This is a genomic window from Ectobacillus ponti (assembly GCF_024294785.1).
In the GTDB taxonomy this organism is placed as follows: domain Bacteria; phylum Bacillota; class Bacilli; order Bacillales; family Bacillaceae_G; genus Ectobacillus; species Ectobacillus ponti.
Genome location: NZ_JANCLT010000007.1, coordinates 102,883 through 122,761 on the forward strand (window position 1 = coordinate 102,883; position 19,879 = coordinate 122,761).

Genomic DNA, 19,879 nt, shown 5'->3' on the forward strand with positions numbered 1-19,879 from the left:
GGAGTGGGAACATGGCACTACTGACAATCGGCGGAGTGGCGATGCCTACTCCTTCCGACCTGCAGGTGGGCATCATGGATATTTCGAATGCCCAGCGTAATGCGAACGGACTCATGATTATTGAGCGCATTGCGACAAAGCGCAAGCTCTCAGTGTCCTACAATTATGCCTCAGCTGCGGATATGCAGAAAATCCTACAGGCCGTTGCGCCTGTTTTTTATAACGTCACATTTTTAAATCCGCTCACAAATGCCTATGAAACAAGCAGCTTTTACTGCGGGGATAGATCCGTCGGAATGATTGATTATGTGAACAGCGTCCCCCGTTACAAAGACCTAAAATTCGACCTAATAGAAAGGTAGGAGTCAATATGAGCATTGCAACATCAGCTGCGTACAAAGCCGGCATTTACGCGAATGTCCGGCAGATAGATGCACAGATTGATTTCACTTTTCAAGGGACGAAGACAACATACGGCGATGAGCGGATTGTGAAAATCAACATTGTGGAAGAGATATCTGTTTTGAATGATACAATCCCCTCTGACCAGCTGACAATCGTACTGGACAATACAGACGGGACCTTCAACTTTTTAAATCTACAGAACATGCAGCAGATCATTGCTAGCCGTCCACAAATTGATGTGCGTTTTGGCTTGAAGCTGGACACCTCGACAGAATGGCTGCAGATGGGCACGTACTATGTGGATGCCTGGAAGAATGACCCGGGGGCTATGACTATCACGCTGACAGCTCATGACAACATGATGATGCTGGACAATATCAACTATTCTGGCTCTGGAAAGGGCATGACGCTCTATAACATTGCAGCTGATATTTTTGCTGTTGCCGGCATCACGAAATACTACATAGACCCGGCACTGAAGAATACTACGACCAGTACAGGCTTTAAAGACAGGCTATCCTGCCGGAACGCACTGCAGCATGTGGGCATTATGGGGCAGGCGGCGGTGTATCAGGACAGGGACGGCACAGTGATGGTCAAGCGGTTTGCGACACTGGACGCCAGCCTGCTCTACCTGAACTATGCTTCCACACAGAGGACATTGTGGGGCTATCCCGGTGCAAGCAATACTATCCTGAACAACACGGACGGGGGCATGCGCTACATTGATTTAAATGATATGTATGCCATCCCTGAGATTACGCTTGATAAATCGGTCTATCAGGTTGTTGTGAAAGTGTACAGCGTAGACGGATCCAGTGCGGATAGCGTTTTTACAAATACGAGCATCGCCGGACAGAATGGTCAATCCTTTACGATTGATAATCCGCTCATTAGTGATGCAGCTACAGCTGCTAAGGTAGCTAACTGGTTTATAGCTGAATCCAATTACAATGCAGTATATAAATCTACCTGGCGGCAGAATCCCTGCCTGCAGGCCACTGACGTTGTGATTGTGGAATCTGGATTTAAGTCTGGCCAGAACAATGTCATCAAGCAGACGCGGGTATATAAGCAGGAATTTAATTATGAGGGCTATTTATCCGGCGTAACGGAAAGCAGAGGGGGGATTTAATATGCCTTATCAGAAGACAACCTGGGCAGACCGGCAAGTATCGCGGCCGCTCACATTTACAATGACAAATAATGCGGATGGGACTGTAACACTGACACCAGCTGAGGGAACTATCATCGCTAGTGGTACACCTATCACTGCAGCAAACTTGAACAATATGGAAACCGGAATTGCCAACGCCCTTCCGATGAGTGAAGGCGGTACGGTGCAGGGCGCTGTTAAAATGAATGCCGGTACTGTGGTTGCGGCCGTGCAAGGATTGAAGTTCGACGCGGCCAGGGCTGCACAGTCTCAAATTCTGTGGAATGCAAGCGCGGCAAGTGATTATGGAATGGTCTTCAATGTGGACGGAGTGTCGGTCCTAGTTTTAACATCTGATAGAAAAGTTACCGCGAATGGCAACGTGCTGGTTAAAAATGCAGCAAACGGCTACTATATGGTGATCACAGAAGAGAAAATTGAAAACCCTACGGGCACTGGTAATTTAACAGTTAAATCAGCAGATACAGGCGGAAACGTAGTGCTGCACTGTCCGGCAGCCGAGATCCAAACAAAATCAAACGGGCTGCGAGTGTGTAATCCTGCTTTTTCGGCATACGTTCCTGTCTATGCTTCTGCATTTACCAACATGTCGAAGCGCGACCTCAAAAAGAACATCGAGGATTACACAGGCAGCGGTGAGGATATCGTCAACAGTGCAACGCTCAGGGAGTATCATTACAAGTCCGAACTTGATCAAGAGTTGAAGCATGTTGGGCTTATCTATGAAGAAGCACCTGTTGAGGTCATTGATCTGCAGGGCAACGGCGTGGATGTGTACGCAATGACTAGTGTTGCCTGGAAAGCCATACAGGAGTTATCCGGTAAGCTGGCAGCGATGGAAAAGCAAAATGCCGATCTGGAAGCACGCCTGGCCAGACTAGAAGAAGCTGCCGTGTAGCAGCTGCGCATACGAAAACTCAGGAGCCCTCACCGGCTCTTTTTATTTATAGATATGAGGGGAGCGGGAACAGTGGACAAAGTGGAACTAGGAGTCTTAATTGCGATAGCCTCGCTTGCTGTTGCCTATCTAGGATACAGTCTCAACCGTAAGCGGGATATGCGGGCGGATGTACAGCAGGATGCAGAAGTAAAGGCAAAGCTCACCTACATCCAGCGCGGTGTTGATGATATCCGGCTGGACATTAAGGCATCCGAGCGGAAAATCAGTGACTTAGGAGAGCGTGTGACAAGAGTAGAAGAGAGCGCCAAGCAGGCACATAAGCGACTTGATGCTGTGGAAGGAGGAGAAAAGCGATGAACAGATGGCGGAACTACGGCATGTATGCATCTCTGGCAGCCTTGCTGCTCGTGGTGCTGCAGGCTTTCGATGTGAAGGTAGATGTGGACTTGTTTAACAAAATTGTCGCACTAGTGCTGGGTGTGCTTGCAGCTGCAGGCATCATCAGCAATCCGACTACGCAAAACACTTGGTTTGGCGATGACAAAAAGGAGGATGAGCAGTAATGGCTATGACATTGCAAAGTTTACTAGACAAGGCAAACCGCAAGTTGAATGCTGCCGGCATGAACCCAGTGGCGGCAGAGCTTACGCGTCAGGTTATCACAGATATGCATGCACAAGGAATTTACATCTGTGTGGCACAGGGCTTCCGCAGCATTGCTGAGCAGAACGCATTGTACGCGCAGGGCCGGACAGCGCCCGGTAGCATCGTGACAAACGCGAAGGGCGGAAAGTCCAATCACAATTTTGGTGTAGCTGTAGACTTGTGCCTATATACCACTGATGGATCAGATGTCATTTGGGATGTATCTGGACCGTTTCAAAAAGTCATCGCGGCGATGAAAGCCCGCGGCTTCAAGTGGGGCGGTGATTGGACAGGCTTCAAGGACTACCCACATTTTGAGATTTGCGATGCGGTTTCCGGCGAACAACCACCAAAGGAGGTCATGAAAATGGCACAACTAGTAACATTTGTACGCACAGGCGGATATTCCGGTGATGCACTGAAAGAGGTGCACGGCCTGCTGCTGCAGAAGAATTGGGGCTATACACCGGCACGCAAGAGTGACGGCACACTTGAGTTTGTTGTAGGCGGCTTTACTGCGGATGCACCTTCCCAAGCAGCATTGGCAGAGCTTGTGGCATTCCTGCAGGCGCGCAGCTATTGGTATGATACATTCACAATGTGATGCAAAAGCCCTCTTCCGTTGTGGAGGAGGGCTGTTTTCATTTGTGGAGGGGTAGAATATTCTCATTCTTTGTTTTTTTCGTGTAGGCGCAAATACTCCATAATCTGCGGCACTTCCCTCTTTGATTGATAGTACAGTACGCAGCAAGCCCCTTCTGTTCCTTTGTGCTGCTGTATTTTCTTTTTTGTGGCCCCGATCTGCTGATGCAGATGCTCATTCAACCGTTCCAGGATTTCTGCAGCTGCATAGAAGCGCAGACGCTCTCCGGCATGGTTGGCAATCCGATTGAAAAATGTATCTTGAGTGTGATGAACAGCAAAGTAGCCGCGCAGAAACTCCGCTTCTTCCTTCTCATCCAACACAGGCATTCTGCGCTCTATGTTCAGTTTGCCTTCATATCCGTGCTGCCGCATCCAGTCCACATAGTGATGCTGAATTGGAATGTGCAGCACATAGGATATACCGCCATCTGTACTTGTGCGTTGTAGCAGATCTCGACCTGGGCACAAGGCATCACGTATTTGCTCTAGTAGGTCCAGCCGCTTGGAGCGCAGCCGGAACCCACCTTTCCCTGAACCTGTGATGCTTCCGTTTCCCCAAATAAATCCCACAATCCAAAAATCAACGATTTCCATACAAACGTTCCATCCCCGCTCTTGTGACCAACCATGTGCCGCCAGACTTCATCATTTCATCCGGGCGGAACTTCCGCAGGTTGCAGAGCTTTTTTGTATAGCCGGTAGGCAGCCCCCACTCCGCATCAGCAGCGGAGGCTGTCAGTACCGCATAGAGCGGGGATTCTACTTTCCCAGCAATTCGGGGTAGTCGGCCACCAGGTCATGCACGTTGATGCTGTCGCCCAGGTCAAATTCCTCTCCGGCCTCCACGCCGAACACTTCGTTTGCTTCTTCCGCGATTCCCTTCACCGGGATGATTTCAATCTCGCCAGTTTCGTCATCTCTGTGCAGCTCTACTACTACTGTGGCCGCAAAGTCTGCGCCGCCCTCTTCGTACATATATCCAAAATCCAACGCAACGTTTTTCAGCTCAACTACTTTCATCATGATCCATTCCTCCCTATTTTTGGTTTCAAATCCACTTTGGAGCGTAGGCGTAGCTCTTCAGCGTGTCGATGATGCCGGATGCATCATAGCTGCTTTTGCAGTTTTCGATGGATGCAACTTGCTTCAGTGTCAGCACCTTGTCGCCAGCCTTTTCGAGCAGAGCAACGATGTAGGCAGCTTGCTTCTCGGACACATTGCCGCGGCGGACGAACTTCACTTCGCGGGCTTCCACACGGCTGAAGAATTCCACGTTTTCTTCCCAATTTTCTTTTGCGTAGGCCCACATGATCCGCATGGATTCCGCGATGTACTGGGACGGCTTGCCACCAAAACGCTTTGCACCTTGGCGCGCTTTCTTCCAGGCCTTTTTCATCACATCCGCTGCAATCTTCCGGTATACTGCTTTCATCGTTCTCTCCTCCTTTTTGTAGTACGTTTCCGTACCTCTTGACTATAGTATAGTCCGAATTCGTACCTTTTACAAGTGTTTTTGGAAATTTCTGTTCGACAAATAAAGACAAAATAAAAAGAGCAGCCTTAGCCGCTCTCATTAATTTCTATACACGCCGCAGTATGGACATAGTTCAGAGTACATTTCTTCGTCGATCAGCATCTGCTCGCAGTGATCGCAGGTGATTCCTTCATGCTCTTCCTCATCTGCTCCAATCTTTTCAATCGCTGCATGCAGCATCTTCTTATACTGCAACAATCGCTGGCCCCGGTACTTGTATTGTGGAGGGAGAGGGCGGGCCGGATGTACTGCCGTCCGTTCCGCCACCTTCCGGGTGTAAAATGCAATGCGGCTGTCGATGCTCTTCTTCATGCCATGTCCTCCAATCTGCTTCTATATAAATCAACCTGCTCTAGCAGTTCAATCAAATCAACCATATCGTCAAATTCCCCGCGGTCCAATTGCTTCTTCACGGCAGCCATCTGGCGGAGGAGGGATTCTTTCCGCTTGTTAGCCCCTCCGCCTTCGTGCTTCCGCAGCTTGTTCTTCGCAGCTGCAGACTTGATTTTCATTTTACCCGCTCCTTTCCGATTTGCCGGCGTAGGATAATGTCCCACGCCAGTTCTTTGATTCCGAATCCTAAAATCAGTAGGCTTCCTGCCAGTGTGGCTATCATCGTGTGTATGCCTCCTCCTCAATGTCATCTAAGGCCTCATCGTTCTTCAGCGCCTTGATTAGGTTCTTCACCGCGTATGGGTTAAAGCCCCTGATCGTGCGGTTGAAGTAGAGTGTAAAGCGCCGGCTGATCACGTCTTCCACAGTGAAGAAGTAGCGGTCATCCCGGATAGCAGGGAGGGAGGCAGATACCTTCTTTCCTTCAAGCTGCCGCACCTCCTGTGGGTTGCACTCGTGGATATCGGCCAGCAGCATTTCCATGTCATATATGTGCTGACGAAGTATCCGAGCTCGGAATGTCTTCATGGGTTCCTTGCATTCCTCGCTGTAAAAATGGTTCGTGTGGATGTCCTTATATAGTTCCGCGCACTTGAGATAATACTTTGCCGGGTCTTGGTCCCGGAAGGCATACTGTTCGGTAAACTCCCGGATAAAAAACTCAATCAGCTTATCAAGCGTAAACTTCCGGTCGTACTCTTCCTGGATGACCTTACACAGGTCTCTACCTTTGAGAAAGTATCTAGCCGGCACATTAAGCTTCAAGGAGACTGTAGGAGAAGAGGTTCTGCTCCACTTCTCCAGTGCTCCTTTCCAGTCTGCCGGATCTGCAAGTTCCAAACTAAGCAGGTTGTGTGCGGAATAAGCTTTGAAAATCTCCATTACCAACTCGCTCCTTCCCTAATGCAGGCATTGTAAAAAATTCTAGCCACTGCTGTGCGGAAGTGTTTGTATCTCCATTTCTCTTGCAGGCGCTCGATGAGAGGGACATACAAAGCATCAATGTGTATGTTCACCTTTCGGAAGTACATTGCGCTCTCTGGCGGCTCAGCCAAGTAGGTGAGCTCCTCACTTCTCTTCTCCTCCAGCAGCTCGCGCATGAAGATAGAGGACGCGTATGCAGTAGAGGAGGGAAATCTTTTTGACTTATGTTTGTAGAGAAAGTGGGCGTGAATGTTCGCCGGAACAAACACCTGCACTTTCTGTTTTTTGTGAGAGCGGGGGCCGCGCGTAATGCGGCGTTGTTTTTGCTGAAAATCATCTAAGCGGATATTCGCGTATCCCACAGGGCTTCCTCCCTCTTCCTCTCTCCTCCCTTCCCGATGAAAAAATCAGCTTAAAGTGTGAGTCTCCGAGTTTCTGAGTCTCGGAGGGAGGCTATTTTCAGCGGTAGGGGGGAGGAGGGTGTATTTATTGCCGACGAGCGGCATCTATCCAGAAACCTATATTTCTATAAGGAAAACTCACCGCAAAATGAGCATCTGAAGCGGTGAGGGTGATTCAATCTTCATAGTCCTCATCGTCGTATTCTTCGTATTCTGCATCAATCACATCATAGCGCTGCACTGGCAGCCTTGGAGTATGCCCAGCAGCCTGTGGAAGGGAAGGGGCAGAATCTCCAATCCGTGTGACTCCTCGCTTCACTGAATTCACCTTTCGGCGTGCTCCGTTTTGGATGGCTCGTGCCCTCCTGGTCAGAAACTTCCAAGCAAGATTGAGGACGAAAGCACCTGAAATCATATGTGCGGCATCCGGATATTGTTTTGCAAATTGCTGCAGTTTTATCAGCGTGGTCTCGTATGTAGTAGCAGCTGCGTATGCTTTGATTGATTCAATGCCCATGCCCAGCAGTTCGATGATGATGTTGTAGGCTGCCGATCCGCACATGAGCAATAGCTGCGTGACCGTCTCCAGAAACTGGCTCATCGTCTTGCTCTGCTCTTTGCCGGCTGATTGTTGTGCCGGGAGTAGAGGAGGAATGCACCGATGATGACGATGACCGGCCAGCAAGTGATAACCTTTGTGGCTACATAAACAGAGTCAGCGTGTGTGGCCTTCATCGGCAGGATACCATTGTCTTGTGCTCCAGGAATGTTTGCTATCGCATTTCCGATAGCCAACAGAGCGTCGAATAATAACGCGAGAATTTGAGCTGCAGCTTCCATCATGAATTTCCCCTTTATATTTAGTTTTCAAAGATCAAACCATCTATTTTAGAAAATTCATGACAGTGAGGGTGGCAAGCTGTGGTATACTAGGGGATGTTCCCCTTCACTGTCATGGTGAACGTGGATCAGGTGGGAAGTCCTTTTCAGTTTGGCGACCGGGGAGGACTTCCCTGTATCATTTCATACGATGAGATTTAGAAGCGGCCGTCTCTTGGGAGAGCGGGCTTTTTTTTATGCCCTGGAACAGCGTCCGGCTTAGGTTCTTCCACAGGCTGTGCAGCTACTGGTTCTGGCTGCGGTGTACCCTGCTGTGGAAGGATAGCAGCTTGTGGAGCTGCAGCTTGCACGGCCGGCATTGTGTGAACGTATTTGTTCTGGCCGACTGCCGTGATATAGAAGCGGATTGCATGTCGCACCATTTCCGCCTTACGGCTGCGCTTCAGCCCTTCCAGCCATTCGTGGATGTCCTTGTCAATCTCATCATCGTATGACATCTGATACACTTGATTCGCCACGTTTCTCATTCCTCCATTGTTACGAAGGCACCATATCGGTACATCCCTTCGGCATTGTCCTGCTGCGGATCAGCTGTGACTACAACATCTTCCACAAGCAAGCGTATTGCATTTTCAAATAGTTTGGCACCACCTCCTGTAAGGAGAATTTCGTCAAAGCGGTCAAATGTCTTCCAGGCGTTCTTGATACCTGTTTTGATTTTCTCAGCTACTTCAAACACCGCTGCCATTTTCACAGCTTCAAAGTTTACTGAGTGCCGCTCTGATATTTTATAGATACCTTCCGCAAAGTACGGTTCGATGTGATAGTATTCAACCTTTGCGTTCGGGTTCTCGCTGTTTACGTAGTCCGCGATGATCTGGTATACATCCTTCATGCCGGCCGCAATGCTCTTGTGCTCTTCCCGGCGAAGGCCGTTGATGCTGTCCAGGTCCGTTGTGCCGGTCCCAATGTCGATGATTCCCACCCGGATATCCTCGTATCTGTCCTGAGCAACAAATCCATCCTCATCCAAGTACCGGCTCATGACGGTGCCGACCGGCTGCGGAATTACAATTGTCTGGACTACGTTGACGTGTACCGGTTTGCCGTCCACAATCACTTCATGCCGGCCTGTGAAAGCAGCCTGCAGATCAGTGACGGCTGATGTGTCAACCTCGTTGGACGGTACGCCAGTTACTACAACCACTTCATCATGCGGCTGTACATAGCTTTTCTGTGCCAGTGTGGCCAGCGCAATCTTTGTCAGCGTGCGGTACATTGTGTCCTTGTAGCGGTTCTGGAAGCCATATGTAGGATAGACAGCCTGCACTGCGCTGACGTCATCGCCCCATACAAACTGGCCCATTTCCGTTTCGTACTCACTCACCTGCAGCTGATCGCCAGTGAAGCTTTTGCCAACGTCCTTTTTGAAAGCGACCAGGCTTGGCGTGGTGCTCTTGTGTAAGGAGCTGCGAAGCTTCATCTTGCCGTTTCCATGGTCGAGAACTAAAACCTTCTTCATAGTGTTACCTCCTATATAACTTTAATGTATTTTTATTAAAACTTCAATGTTTCTATCCTCATTATACGCTTTTGGAAGAGAATAGCAAGTGATTTCTTGAAGTTTTAATAAAGTTTTATTTAAGTTTCGTTATGCAGGATTCGACAAGCAGGGGAGAGGGCACATTATGCGCCCAGGACTGCTGCAAACTGTGTAAGGCGGTCTGCATGATAAGGCTGCTTCACTTGCTCCAGAAGAGTATCTGCCTGCTTCTCAGTTTCAATATCCATAAGATTGCTGACAATGCCGTGGAAGTAAGCAAAGATACCTTTCTTCATGCTCACGCCATCTTTCATTTTCATAATCAATTCTTTGGCAGCTAAGCGGCCAATACGCAGTTGCTGATCGGCAGGGAAGAGGCCATTGTGATTGCACTGGCGGACTACCTTCCACAGTTCTTGTACAGCCTTAGCCCCTTGGTTAAGTCGAGCTGCTAGGTTAGTGAATTGCTTAGGGACCCAATGAGCCACAAAATCAGATTCTTGGATTGTTTGAACAGAATCATCAACAACCATTGTGGAAGGGGCCGCCATTACGTTTGTATTATTATTTATGTTTTTATTCTCTTGTTTTAAGGAATTAGTAGTTGTCTTAATGGTCGGACACTTCTCGGTCACTTCAGCAGGTTGCTTGTTGGACACTTCTTCTTCAGCCGGCAAAATGAGGACTGCATTGGAAGTCTGCAGCATATCCTTCTGGCGCTTACGTGGCAGCTCCCGGATCATGCCGAGCTCAGCCAGCTTTGCCATGAGGCGCTGAATAGTTTTGTAGGATACGCCCATAGCTGCGGCGATGCTACGCTTGCACAAAAAGCTTACGCCCTTGAATTTACAGCTGTAACGCTTCAACATCTCCAGAAGCTTCAGCAGGCGCTCACGCACATCTGCACGTTTTACATCAGCTGCGATTTTTTCTCTATAAATGCGTACAGTCCGGTTCATGTCCTCCACAGAAGCGAAAGGGGAGAGGTTGCTGCAGGATTCTTCGCTTGCTACGATTTCGATTTTCTTTTTCATCATGGCACTTGTCTCCTTTTGTCGGAAACAAAAAAGCAACAGGATGCCTTAAAAGGTTGGCAAACTGTTGCTTAGGGTACACCACATGCGCTAAAATAGAGCATATGAGTACAGCAAGTGTTTGCCTGGTTGCGTCAGGCGGACGGCTAATCAGGTGTTCCAGCACCGGATCAGCAGCTGTGCTCTTTTGTTTTGTATTTTGTGATACCACTTGTGATACCGTTTTTTCGTCTGTATAACAAAACGCTCTAAAAATCCACTTGCGCCAAACTGCGTAAACGTTGATAAAATACACTTTCGCTCACTTCCTTCATTTATATATGGTCGAGATGGAAGGTTCTATCGGATAACGAGTAAAAAAACCCTTGTATATCAAGGGTTTTTTATTTTTGGCACGTACCAAGTTTTTATTTGTTTGATGTAACCGGGCTTTGCAACTTTATGATGATGGCTTACAACAAGGTCCTAAACCGATTCTATTGTAGAAGCTTATACTGAAGCAGAGTGACTATGTTAACTATAATATTCTCTCTACCAATTCTCCCAACTGTTCTGCCATAACGCGGGGGGGATGAGGCATTCCTTCCTTGAGCCACCATTCCACTATTTCAACGTAAGCTGCTGCAACAAATCGAAGGATAATATTTTTATCTAACCCCTGATTTTTACCTTCGCTGACATCGACTTCAGTTTTTAATAACTCAACGGATAATTCAAGGTATTGAGCACGAAAATATGGCGCTCCTCCACCGACCATCATTGTAGAAAAGAATAAATAATGGCTCTCGAAATATTCAAAAAATGTCTGTCCAGCCGTGATAATGTCCGTTTCTAATAATGATTCAAACATTTGCCGCAAATGGATAATGTGTTCTTCAATCATTTTATCCAAAAGATCAAATTTATCCGAATAATGAAGATAAATAGTCCTTCTATTCACGTTTGCCCGGTCGGAAATATCCTGTATGGTCATTTTATCAAACCCTTTTTCATTCAGGAGTTCAATACATGCCTTTTTAATTGCCTCTTGTGATTTTAGAATTCTTCTATCCACTTTTTTCATACATATGTCCTCCGAAACAATTCACAATTCCTCTTTATGTGTGTATTAATGCACGAAACGCATGAAATTGGTCATAGGTTCCGTTCTCTTTTTGTTATATTATACACATGTGAGTATTAAACCATCAATATGAATGGAAAAGAAGCAGGGGGAGGTATATACATGCAAAAGGTGACTTTAAACAATGGTGTTGAGATGCCGATACTCGGCTTTGGCGTTTTCCAAATTACTGATGCAAAAGAATGCGAACAATGCGTATATGACGCCTTAATGGAAGGCTATCGACTGATTGATACCGCTGCTGCTTATCAAAATGAAGAAGCAGTCGGCAGAGCCATAAAGCGCAGCGGTATACCAAGAGAAGAGATATTTGTTACGACAAAACTTTGGATTCAGGATGCCGGATATGAGAACACAAAGAAAGCATTTGAAAAATCACTGAAAAGATTGCAATTGGATTATCTGGATTTGTATTTAATTCATCAGCCGTACGGTGATGTATATGGTTCCTGGCGTGCTATGGAGGAATTGAACAAGCAAGGGGAAATCAGGGCAATCGGGGTCAGCAACTTTCAGCCAGACCGTCTGTTAGATTTGATTATGAATAACACAGTCATACCTGCTGTAAATCAGGTGGAAGTCCATCCTTTCTTCCAACAAGCGGAAAGTGCTGAATTTATGAAGGAGCATCATGTTCAAATAGAGTCCTGGGGACCTCTTGCCGAAGGGAAAAATAACATCTTTGAAAATGATGTTTTGGCATCCATTGCTGGGCGGCATAACAAATCTGTAGCGCAAGTTATCCTGCGATGGTTGACGCAAAGAGGAGTGGTGGCTATTCCAAAGTCTGTGCGTAAAGAAAGAATCCGCGAAAACTTCAATATTTTTGATTTTGAGTTAAACGCGGAAGATATGAACCGGATTGCCAAATTGGAAACCAAAAAAGGCTTGTACCATGACATTAGCGATATTGAACGGGCAAGAAATCTCAACAGCTATAAAGTCAATATGGAATAAGATAGTAAGCAATGACAAGCGCGAACAATCAAGTGCGGGAGGCCATGCACAACATGTACATTTCGTTCCACAGTAAAGAGCCGGGTGATCCTACAAAACTCGCTAAGGCTCTGATCGCAGCGGTGAACGATTCCAACCCTTCATTCCGCCTATTAGTCGGTAAGGGTATGGTTGGAACAGTCGAGCAGTTTTATTGTACACACCTTTCCGAATAGGATAATTGGCGCGATGTTTCTAATAATACCAATTTTGAGTAAATCAAATAACCTCGATGGTTGAACCATATATGGTTACGAAAGAAAAATCAGGAGGAAAAAACAATGGCACAGAATCAAAACTCATTGGAAGACAGAATTCACGAATTGGAAAATGTAAGAGCTCTTAGAGAACTTGTTGATCATTTTTCCATACTGGCGGACAAGAAAGAAGTTTGGAAGCAAACAGAACTTTTTACGAAAGAGGCAACTGTGGATTCTTACGTAAACGGAGCGTTAACTTCAAGTTTGAAGGGGACCCAAGAAATTGGAGGTGCTTTTGAAGCTTTCCTTGCAAATTTCGAAACCGTTTATCATAGCAATGGCCAACATGTAGTTTCAATAAAGGGAACTCATGCGGAAGGAACTCTCTATTGCCGGGTAGACCTTATTAGTAATGAAAATGGGAAAAAGATAAACAATGCATCAGCAGTTTGTTATAAAGATGAGTACGTTTTTGAAAACGGAAAATGGTTAATTGCTAAAAGAACATCAAATTTTGTGTGGACTGATAGAAAAGAACTAAATCAATAATTGCGGAAACTTGCAATTTCGGATAATGAATGGGGCATGCTCCCATAAAAAAGATGGGTTAACCATTCCGATGTGTTGACCCATCTTTTGTGTTTCAAATTAAGTAAATAGTAAAGAAGAGGAGATTGAGATGGAAATAAATAAACAGTATAACACTAGGGGAATCATGGCTTCCTTGCTCATTTGTGGTTTCGTCGGTATCCTCAGCGAAAATGCCCTCAATATTGCACTCAGCAATCTAATGGAAGTGTTCCGGATTTCAGCTGCGACCGCACAGTGGTTGACGACGGGATTTTTGCTGGTTCTTGGTATTTTGAGTCCAATCAGCGGATTGTTGCTGCAGAGGTTTTCGACCAGACAGTTGTTTATCTGCGCACTCTCAAGCTCAATCATCGGCACAGGGATTGCGGCGATTGGATTGAATTTTGAAATGTTGATGGCGGCAAGAGTTCTGCAGGCAATCGGCATAGGCTTGTTGATGCCTCTTATTTTCAATACAGTTCTTGTCGTGTATCCACAGGAAAAGCGCGGGGCTGCCATGGGAACAGTCGGACTCGTATATATGTTCGCTCCTGCACTTGGTCCAACTGTGGCAGGTGTAATCATCCAATATTTATCCTGGCACTTCATTTTCTGGCTTTCACTTCCGTTTTTGGTAATCGGGTTTTTAGTAGGCCTGAAGTATGTAGAAAATGTTACTGCAGTCACGAAGCTTCGTATTGATCTGTTGTCCGTCACACTTTCAACGCTTGGATTTGGAGGAGTTGTGTTTGGCTTAAGCATGGCAGGTGAAGGGTCTGAAGGATGGACAAGTCCAGTTGTGTTGACATCGATTATAGTTGGGTTTGTCGCACTGTGCCTATTCATTCTACGTCAAATATGGATGAAACAACCATTGCTGAATTTACACGTCTTTCAATATCCAATGTACATTGTTGGGGTGATTATGGTTGTCGCATGTATGATGATTTTTATGTCAACCATGATTATTCTGCCCATGTATCTGCAAAACAAAAACGGGTTGGGACTTTCTACATTAGCTGCTGGACTCATGTTGTTGCCGGGCAGTGCATTCAATGGTATTCTGGCGCCGCGCATGGGGAGCTGGTACGACAAATATGGTCCCAAATGGCTTGTGATACCGGGAGTCGCTATTATGGCGGTTATGTTATGGTTTTTCACAGGTATATCCAACGCTTCTTCATTGGCTTTAATCGTAGTGTTGCACATCGGGCTTATGATTGGCTCCTCCATGGTGCTGATGCCTGCTCAAACCAACGGCTTGAACCAGCTGCCGCCGGAATTATACCCGCACGGCACAGCAGTTATAAGCACTCTGCAGCAGGTGGCCGGCGCAATCGGCACAGCTGTTTCCGTCAGCATTCTATCAGGCAGTATCAATCGTTGCTTGCAATCCTCCACTGCACCGACAGGGCCGGCTGAAATGGCAAAAGCGATGACGTTCGGGTCGCATAACGTGTTCCTGTACGCAATGGTCATAGCATTGATAGGTTTCATCACAGCGCTCTTCATACGCCGTGGCAAAGTAAACCAAGTAGAGGTGCCTTCTACAAATTAAGGTGCAGACGGTGGGTTTATATGGAAGATGAAGGCTTCATGTCCCTGTGGCATGAGGTTTTTTGTATAGTTTGAACGATAAGCGGTGACTTTGGATGGAGCAAGGAGCTTCGGGAACCGATTCATGGAAAGCAAACTGGCCAATAAAACGCCAAATGTCCAATGGAAGCATCACATTGACCGTAAGTGCACAGCATTTGCGGTCTGCGACTGATGTTTCCCCGCAGCCAAGCATATGCTAATAAGAAGAAATCATTGCGAAACAAGCCGGATTATTGTTAAATATGTTCATACGAGAGAGAGGAGAGAGCGGCCCTGAAACGAGACGGCGAAATACATATCCATCTGTATCATACAAATGATTTGCATAGTCATTTTGAATATTGGCCTCATCTGTCCAGTTATCTGCAGCAGCAGAAGCAGCATCACCTCCAGCACGGGGAGGATGTGTTTGTGCTCGATATCGGTGACCATGTAGACCGGTTTCATCCTATATCAGAGGCGACATATGGCAAAGGCAACGTGGCGCTGCTGAATGAAGCGGGCTATGATTTTGCCACCATCGGCAATAATGAAGGCATCACGTTGGATAAAGCGCAGCTGGATGATTTGTATACAGAGGCACACTTTCCGGTGCTGGTCGCCAATTTATATGAGCGTGACGGCAGCCGGCCGGCTTGGGTCAAGCCGTATGAGCTGCGGCGCACGGAGTCCGGCATTACCATTGCCTTCATTGGCTTAACGGTTGCCTATAACACCTTCTATTCCCAGCTGGGCTGGTCGGTAACGGACCCGATGCCGGAGCTGGAAGAGGCGCTGCGCCAGGTGAAGGGGCAGGCGGACATTGTAGTGGTGCTCTCTCATCTTGGACGCGATGCGGATGAATATATCGGGCAGCATTATGACGTGGATGTAGTGCTGGGGGCCCATACCCATCATTTATTTGAAACGGGGCTTCTGGTGAACGGGACGCTGCTTTGCTGTACGGGGAAATGGGGAAATTACGTCGGCCATGTGCAGCTGTGCATGGATGCAGACACCAAGCAGGTGAAGGGCAAGCAGGCACGCGTAATCGCTTCCAAGCTGCTTGGCGGCCACCACAAAACAGAGCAGGCTTTGCGGCAGCTCGAGCAAAACAGTGTGCTGTCCCTACAGGAGCAGGTGGCAGAATTGCCGGAGGAGCTCACCGTTGACTGGTTCACGGAGACGCCGTTTGCAGGCATGCTGGCAGACGCGGTGAAGGAATGGTGCGGTACGGAAATCGGGATGGTCAATGCCGGCGTGCTGTTGGAATCACTGCCAAGCGGGGCTGTAACCAAGGGAGATTTGCACCGCATCTGTCCGCATCCCATTAATCCGTGCAGCATGGCCGTCAGCGGTAAAATCTTGCGTGAGGTTATCATCCGGGCGCGCCGGCCGCAGACAGAGCAGCTGGAGGTTAAGGGCTTTGGCTTCCGCGGCAAGGTGATGGGGAAGATGATTTACTCCGGCCTGGAGTTTACACCGGATGAGATTCCCGGGAACAAGCTTCTCCTGCGGGAGGTGCTGGTGAACGGCGAACCGCTGGAGCCGGACAGAATGTACACCATCGGCACGCTCGACATGTTCACGTTCGGCTACTTATTCCCGGAGCTGACCCATGTGCCCGGCACGCACTACTTTTTGCCGGAAACGCTGCGTGATGTACTGCGGCATAAGCTCGTGCAGCACAGTTCCATGAATTTTTCATAACATATCCTTTCTTTCCTTCATACAGATAGAAGGAGAGGAGCGTGATATGTGTGGTAAAGCTTGAACCAATTATGATTGAAGGCCATCCGTTCACAGCAGTCAGCGTTCAATTGCCGAAGACGATTCTTCTTGCGGTTATGAGTGACAAAGGCTATATTATGTGCGGTGCGCTTGATGTCGGCCTTTTAAATGAAAAGCTGCGCGACCGCGGCATTATTGCCGGCCGTGCTGTCGGCGTCCGGACGATCGAGCAGCTGCTGGATGCGCCGCTGGAATCCGTGACTCACGAAGCGGAGGCCCGGGGCATCACGCCTGGAACCATCGGCCGGGAAGCGCTGTTGAAAATGATCTGACAATATTGTCCCTTCTTCCTGCATACATATGATAAGGAAGGAGGGATTTTTACATGAGAAGATACCGCCCCAGTACCTTCCGGCTGCGCCGCGGCCCGTTGCCTTTTCCGTATGTACTGCTGATCTCATTTATCATTTTTTTGTTCATGACGATTCAAGGCTTGTGGATTGTGAACCGGAGCATTGAACCGACACTTGTTACATATGCCGAAATGCAGACAAAGCGCTTGGCGACTGTTGTCATCACAAAAGCCGTTGAGGAGCGTGTGAAGGAAGGCCTGAATTCGGACAAAATTGTCAAGCTGGAGAAGGATAAGGATGGGAATGTCATCGCAGCAGACTTAAACTCGCAAATCGTCAATGATATCTTGACGGAGACCACCGCTTCCGTAGAGAAGTACTTGCATGAGGCCGAAAAAGGAAACAGTGTCTCGCTCGGCATTGAAAATGACCCAAAGCTGCACCTGGAGCAAAATAATAAAGATGGCATCACGCTGTCCGTCCCGCTTGGACAGATTACGAAAAATGCGTTGCTTGCCAACCTTGGCCCGGATATTCCTGTTAAATTTACTGTTATTGGCGATGTACAGCCGAATATTCGCCAGCAGATCGAGCCCTCCGGCATCAACAACACCATCCTGAAGATTGTGATGGAGGTGGAGGTGGCGGTGCAGGTCATCATTCCATTCGAAACAAAGCAAACAGTGGTAAAGACCGATGTGCCGATCAAAACGCTGCTCATCCAGGGGAAGGTGCCGGAGTACTTTAACGGCGGCACCGGCAGCGGCATGTCACCGGCTTTGCCGGCAAAGAAGAAGGAGTAACAGAAAAAACACGGGAATGCTCCCGTGCTTTTTCATCGGTTTTTCAGTTTCCGCCAATCCTGCCGTTCCCAAACACTGAGGTGATAGTACGGATCAAAGGCCCATTCGTTGTAGCCATTATCCTTGTACAGCCCGTAGTGAAGATGCGGCGGGAATTTGCCTGCGGTGCCGGGCGGTCCGTAGCCCGTGCTGCCGACGAAGCCGACAACCGTGCCCGGTTCAACGATTTGGCCGCGGTAAATGCCCTGGGCGAAGCCTCCGAGGTGCGCGTAATAATGATAGTTGTTATTAATATCACGGATACCAATACGCCAGCCGCCAAGTCGGTTCCATCCCTTCATCTCAATAATTCCATAGCAGGTTGCACGGACGGGAACGCCATGGCCCGCAAAAATATCAGTCCCCTCATGCGAGCGCCGTCCGCCGAAGCTGCGGCGGGCGCCGAATGTGCTCCGATAGCTATGGTTGGCGCGGACCGGCATCGGAAAAGCATTGCCCTCCATATTAATGCGGTCATAATGCGAGTAGATACGGGCAAAGCCAATAATCATTTCCACCGTTTTGGCCCGCTGATAATATTCCCACAGCCCCATCTTTAAGTGGTCGTGGTCGCTGCCGAAGTAGCTGAGCATTTGCGCCATTGTATACAGCAGATCGCGGTCGTTCGTTTGATCGGCATAGCCGTCGCCATCACCGTCCATGCCGATGCCGCCGAACAGGCTGATGGTATAAGGATCCTTATCCTGCTGGTCCGGGTTCAGCGGGCCCGCCCATTGCTCCGGCTTGAAGTAGATGGAGATCACGCCGCCTTCCCGCTTCGGAATGTCGCGCCGGACTGCGCGGATATTGCGCTCATACTGGTCAATGGCAGCATAATAGTACCAAGGAATGAAGGAAAGTGTCTCCATTTCCTTATATAAGGCCATGCGTTCATCGTACATCTTCTCTTGATCCGTTTGCCCGTATACTTTCTCTTGAAAAAGAAGCAAACTAAGGAAAAAGAGAAGCAGGAGTTTTTTCCTCACTACATACGCCCCCTTTCCAAGCTCTTGCTATCTATAGTGTGAGATACGGACGTTATTTCATAAGAGCAAATTACTGGTAAAAGGAAAGCAATGTTTGAGCATTTTGAGATGTTCCGGTAAAATAGATGTGTTGTAGAAGCAGTCAGGAGTGATAAAGATGGCAAAAGAAACAGAATACTTACGTAAGCCCGAGTGGCTGAAGATTAAGCTCAACACAAATGAGAACTATACAGGCCTGAAAAAAATGATGCGCTCAAAGCAGTTACATACAGTCTGTGAAGAGGCGAAGTGCCCGAATATCCATGAGTGCTGGGCTGTACGCCGTACTGCGACATTCATGATTCTCGGCAACATTTGTACACGTGCCTGCCGGTTCTGTGCGGTCAAAACAGGATTGCCGACTGAGCTCGATTTGCAGGAGCCGGAACGCGTGGCAGACTCTGTCGTGCAAATGAACCTGAAGCACGTTGTCATCACAGCGGTGGCACGTGATGATCTAAAGGACGGCGGGGCGGCTGTCTTTGCGGAAACGGTGCGTGCGGTACGCCGTAAAAACCCGTTCACTTCAATTGAGGTACTGCCCTCCGACATGGGCGGGGTGGAAGAGAACCTGCGTATGCTGATGGATGCAAAACCGGATATTTTGAACCATAACATTGAAACAGTCCGCCGTTTGTCCGACCGTGTCCGCGCCCGCGCGAAGTATGACCGTTCACTGGAATTCCTGCGCCGTGCGAAGGAGATGCAGCCGAACATTCCGACAAAGTCCAGCATCATGATCGGACTTGGCGAGACAAAGGAAGACTTGATTGAGGCCATGGATGACCTGCGCGCCAACAATGTAGATATTCTCACTATCGGCCAGTATTTGCAGCCGTCCAAAAAGCATTTGCCGGTTGTTAAGTACTACACACCGGCAGAGTTTGCGGAGCTGAAGGAAATTGCCCTCGGCAAGGGCTTCAGCCACTGTGAAGCCGGCCCGCTTGTCCGTTCCTCTTACCATGCGGATGAGCAGGTGCGCTCCGCGCAAGAGAATACAGCTCAGGCGAAGTAAACAG

At 48.2% G+C, this 19,879-nt stretch carries 28 protein-coding genes; 13 read left to right on the top strand and 15 right to left on the bottom strand.

What is annotated here, in order from left to right; translation table 11 throughout:
* Positions 1-11: 11 nt before the first annotated feature.
* From NK662_RS14450 to NK662_RS14475, 6 genes are all read left to right on the top strand, one after another.
* Complete coding sequence (locus NK662_RS14450) at positions 12-362, top strand: DUF6711 family protein (protein WP_254759649.1); 351 nt, start codon at positions 12-14, stop codon at positions 360-362.
* An 8-nt stretch (positions 363-370) separates the two neighbouring features.
* Positions 371-1,540 (top strand): hypothetical protein, encoded by a 1,170-nt coding sequence (locus NK662_RS14455; RefSeq protein WP_254759650.1) that lies wholly within the window; start codon positions 371-373, stop codon positions 1,538-1,540.
* 1 nt (position 1,541) lies between these two features.
* Positions 1,542-2,480, top strand: coding sequence for a tail fiber domain-containing protein (locus NK662_RS14460; protein WP_254759651.1), 939 nt, complete (start codon positions 1,542-1,544; stop codon positions 2,478-2,480).
* A gap of 72 nt (positions 2,481-2,552) precedes the next feature.
* Entirely contained in the window at positions 2,553-2,840 is a 288-nt protein-coding gene (locus NK662_RS14465; RefSeq protein WP_254759652.1) for a hypothetical protein, read from the top strand.
* Positions 2,837-3,046: a hypothetical protein gene (locus NK662_RS14470; protein ID WP_254759653.1), complete on the top strand. Its 210-nt coding sequence runs from the start codon at positions 2,837-2,839 to the stop codon at positions 3,044-3,046. Before NK662_RS14465 ends, NK662_RS14470 begins: the two co-directional genes overlap by 4 nt.
* The gene (locus NK662_RS14475; RefSeq protein WP_254759654.1) at positions 3,046-3,732 is read left to right on the top strand and encodes a M15 family metallopeptidase; all 687 of its coding nucleotides are present in this window, start codon (positions 3,046-3,048) and stop codon (positions 3,730-3,732) included. The genes NK662_RS14470 and NK662_RS14475 overlap by 1 nt, the downstream gene beginning before the upstream one ends.
* 62 nt (positions 3,733-3,794) lie before the next feature.
* On the opposite strand, the gene NK662_RS14480 is transcribed toward NK662_RS14475, so the two are convergent.
* The 14 genes from NK662_RS14480 to NK662_RS14540 all read right to left on the bottom strand — a co-directional run bounded on the left by NK662_RS14480 (position 3,795) and on the right by NK662_RS14540 (position 11,505).
* Complete coding sequence (locus tag NK662_RS14480) at positions 3,795-4,367, bottom strand: hypothetical protein (RefSeq protein WP_254759655.1); 573 nt, start codon at positions 4,365-4,367, stop codon at positions 3,795-3,797.
* Positions 4,354-4,548, bottom strand: coding sequence for a helix-turn-helix domain-containing protein (locus NK662_RS23760; protein WP_368736069.1), 195 nt, complete (start codon positions 4,546-4,548; stop codon positions 4,354-4,356). Before NK662_RS23760 ends, NK662_RS14480 begins: the two co-directional genes overlap by 14 nt.
* The gene (locus tag NK662_RS14485) at positions 4,533-4,796 is read right to left on the bottom strand and encodes a hypothetical protein (protein WP_254759656.1); all 264 of its coding nucleotides are present in this window, start codon (positions 4,794-4,796) and stop codon (positions 4,533-4,535) included. Before NK662_RS14485 ends, NK662_RS23760 begins: the two co-directional genes overlap by 16 nt.
* A 25-nt stretch (positions 4,797-4,821) precedes the next feature.
* Positions 4,822-5,205: a hypothetical protein gene (locus NK662_RS14490; protein WP_254759657.1), complete on the bottom strand. Its 384-nt coding sequence runs from the start codon at positions 5,203-5,205 to the stop codon at positions 4,822-4,824.
* Positions 5,206-5,346: 141 nt separating this feature from the next.
* Entirely contained in the window at positions 5,347-5,619 is a 273-nt protein-coding gene (locus NK662_RS14495; protein WP_254759658.1) for a hypothetical protein, read from the bottom strand.
* Positions 5,616-5,819: a hypothetical protein gene (locus NK662_RS14500; RefSeq protein WP_254759659.1), complete on the bottom strand. Its 204-nt coding sequence runs from the start codon at positions 5,817-5,819 to the stop codon at positions 5,616-5,618. Before NK662_RS14500 ends, NK662_RS14495 begins: the two co-directional genes overlap by 4 nt.
* A gap of 100 nt (positions 5,820-5,919) precedes the next feature.
* Positions 5,920-6,582: a hypothetical protein gene (locus NK662_RS14505; RefSeq protein ID WP_254759660.1), complete on the bottom strand. Its 663-nt coding sequence runs from the start codon at positions 6,580-6,582 to the stop codon at positions 5,920-5,922.
* Positions 6,582-6,986 carry a hypothetical protein gene (locus NK662_RS14510; RefSeq protein WP_254759661.1) on the bottom strand — a complete coding sequence of 135 codons (405 nt, stop codon included), beginning with the start codon at positions 6,984-6,986 and terminating at the stop codon, positions 6,582-6,584. Before NK662_RS14510 ends, NK662_RS14505 begins: the two co-directional genes overlap by 1 nt.
* Before the next feature lie 214 nt (positions 6,987-7,200).
* Positions 7,201-7,626, bottom strand: coding sequence for a hypothetical protein (locus NK662_RS14515; protein ID WP_254759662.1), 426 nt, complete (start codon positions 7,624-7,626; stop codon positions 7,201-7,203).
* The gene (locus NK662_RS14520) at positions 7,623-7,868 is read right to left on the bottom strand and encodes a hypothetical protein (protein ID WP_254759663.1); all 246 of its coding nucleotides are present in this window, start codon (positions 7,866-7,868) and stop codon (positions 7,623-7,625) included. The genes NK662_RS14515 and NK662_RS14520 overlap by 4 nt, the downstream gene beginning before the upstream one ends.
* A gap of 194 nt (positions 7,869-8,062) precedes the next feature.
* Positions 8,063-8,392 (bottom strand): hypothetical protein, encoded by a 330-nt coding sequence (locus tag NK662_RS14525; protein ID WP_438503623.1) that lies wholly within the window; start codon positions 8,390-8,392, stop codon positions 8,063-8,065.
* Positions 8,389-9,387: a ParM/StbA family protein gene (locus NK662_RS14530; RefSeq protein WP_254759665.1), complete on the bottom strand. Its 999-nt coding sequence runs from the start codon at positions 9,385-9,387 to the stop codon at positions 8,389-8,391. The genes NK662_RS14525 and NK662_RS14530 overlap by 4 nt, the downstream gene beginning before the upstream one ends.
* Positions 9,388-9,551: 164 nt before the next feature.
* Positions 9,552-10,442, bottom strand: coding sequence for a helix-turn-helix domain-containing protein (locus NK662_RS14535; protein ID WP_254759740.1), 891 nt, complete (start codon positions 10,440-10,442; stop codon positions 9,552-9,554).
* Positions 10,443-10,959: 517 nt separating this feature from the next.
* Positions 10,960-11,505 carry a TetR/AcrR family transcriptional regulator gene (locus NK662_RS14540; RefSeq protein ID WP_254759666.1) on the bottom strand — a complete coding sequence of 182 codons (546 nt, stop codon included), beginning with the start codon at positions 11,503-11,505 and terminating at the stop codon, positions 10,960-10,962.
* A gap of 162 nt (positions 11,506-11,667) precedes the next feature.
* Between NK662_RS14540 and NK662_RS14545 the strand changes: the two genes are divergently transcribed.
* The 6 genes from NK662_RS14545 to yunB all read left to right on the top strand — a co-directional run bounded on the left by NK662_RS14545 (position 11,668) and on the right by yunB (position 17,796).
* Positions 11,668-12,522: an aldo/keto reductase gene (locus tag NK662_RS14545; protein WP_254759667.1), complete on the top strand. Its 855-nt coding sequence runs from the start codon at positions 11,668-11,670 to the stop codon at positions 12,520-12,522.
* 320 nt (positions 12,523-12,842) lie between these two features.
* A complete protein-coding gene (locus tag NK662_RS14550; protein ID WP_254759668.1) occupies positions 12,843-13,310 on the top strand; it encodes a nuclear transport factor 2 family protein in 468 nt (155 codons plus the stop codon).
* A gap of 130 nt (positions 13,311-13,440) precedes the next feature.
* Complete coding sequence (locus tag NK662_RS14555) at positions 13,441-14,889, top strand: DHA2 family efflux MFS transporter permease subunit (RefSeq protein ID WP_254759669.1); 1,449 nt, start codon at positions 13,441-13,443, stop codon at positions 14,887-14,889.
* A 344-nt stretch (positions 14,890-15,233) separates the two neighbouring features.
* The gene (locus NK662_RS14560) at positions 15,234-16,619 is read left to right on the top strand and encodes a bifunctional metallophosphatase/5'-nucleotidase (RefSeq protein WP_279664716.1); all 1,386 of its coding nucleotides are present in this window, start codon (positions 15,234-15,236) and stop codon (positions 16,617-16,619) included.
* A gap of 50 nt (positions 16,620-16,669) precedes the next feature.
* On the top strand, positions 16,670-16,972 hold the full coding sequence (locus tag NK662_RS14565; protein ID WP_254759670.1) for a YunC family protein: 303 nt from the start codon (positions 16,670-16,672) through the stop codon (positions 16,970-16,972).
* 53 nt (positions 16,973-17,025) lie between these two features.
* Complete coding sequence (yunB, locus tag NK662_RS14570) at positions 17,026-17,796, top strand: sporulation protein YunB (protein WP_254759671.1); 771 nt, start codon at positions 17,026-17,028, stop codon at positions 17,794-17,796.
* Positions 17,797-17,828: 32 nt separating this feature from the next.
* Here yunB and NK662_RS14575 read toward each other — a convergent pair whose 3' ends face one another.
* Positions 17,829-18,821 (bottom strand): M23 family metallopeptidase, encoded by a 993-nt coding sequence (locus NK662_RS14575; protein WP_254759672.1) that lies wholly within the window; start codon positions 18,819-18,821, stop codon positions 17,829-17,831.
* A gap of 157 nt (positions 18,822-18,978) precedes the next feature.
* On the opposite strand from NK662_RS14575, the gene lipA reads away from it, so the two are divergent.
* On the top strand, positions 18,979-19,875 hold the full coding sequence (gene lipA, locus NK662_RS14580) for a lipoyl synthase (protein WP_254759673.1): 897 nt from the start codon (positions 18,979-18,981) through the stop codon (positions 19,873-19,875).
* Positions 19,876-19,879 lie beyond the last annotated feature (4 nt).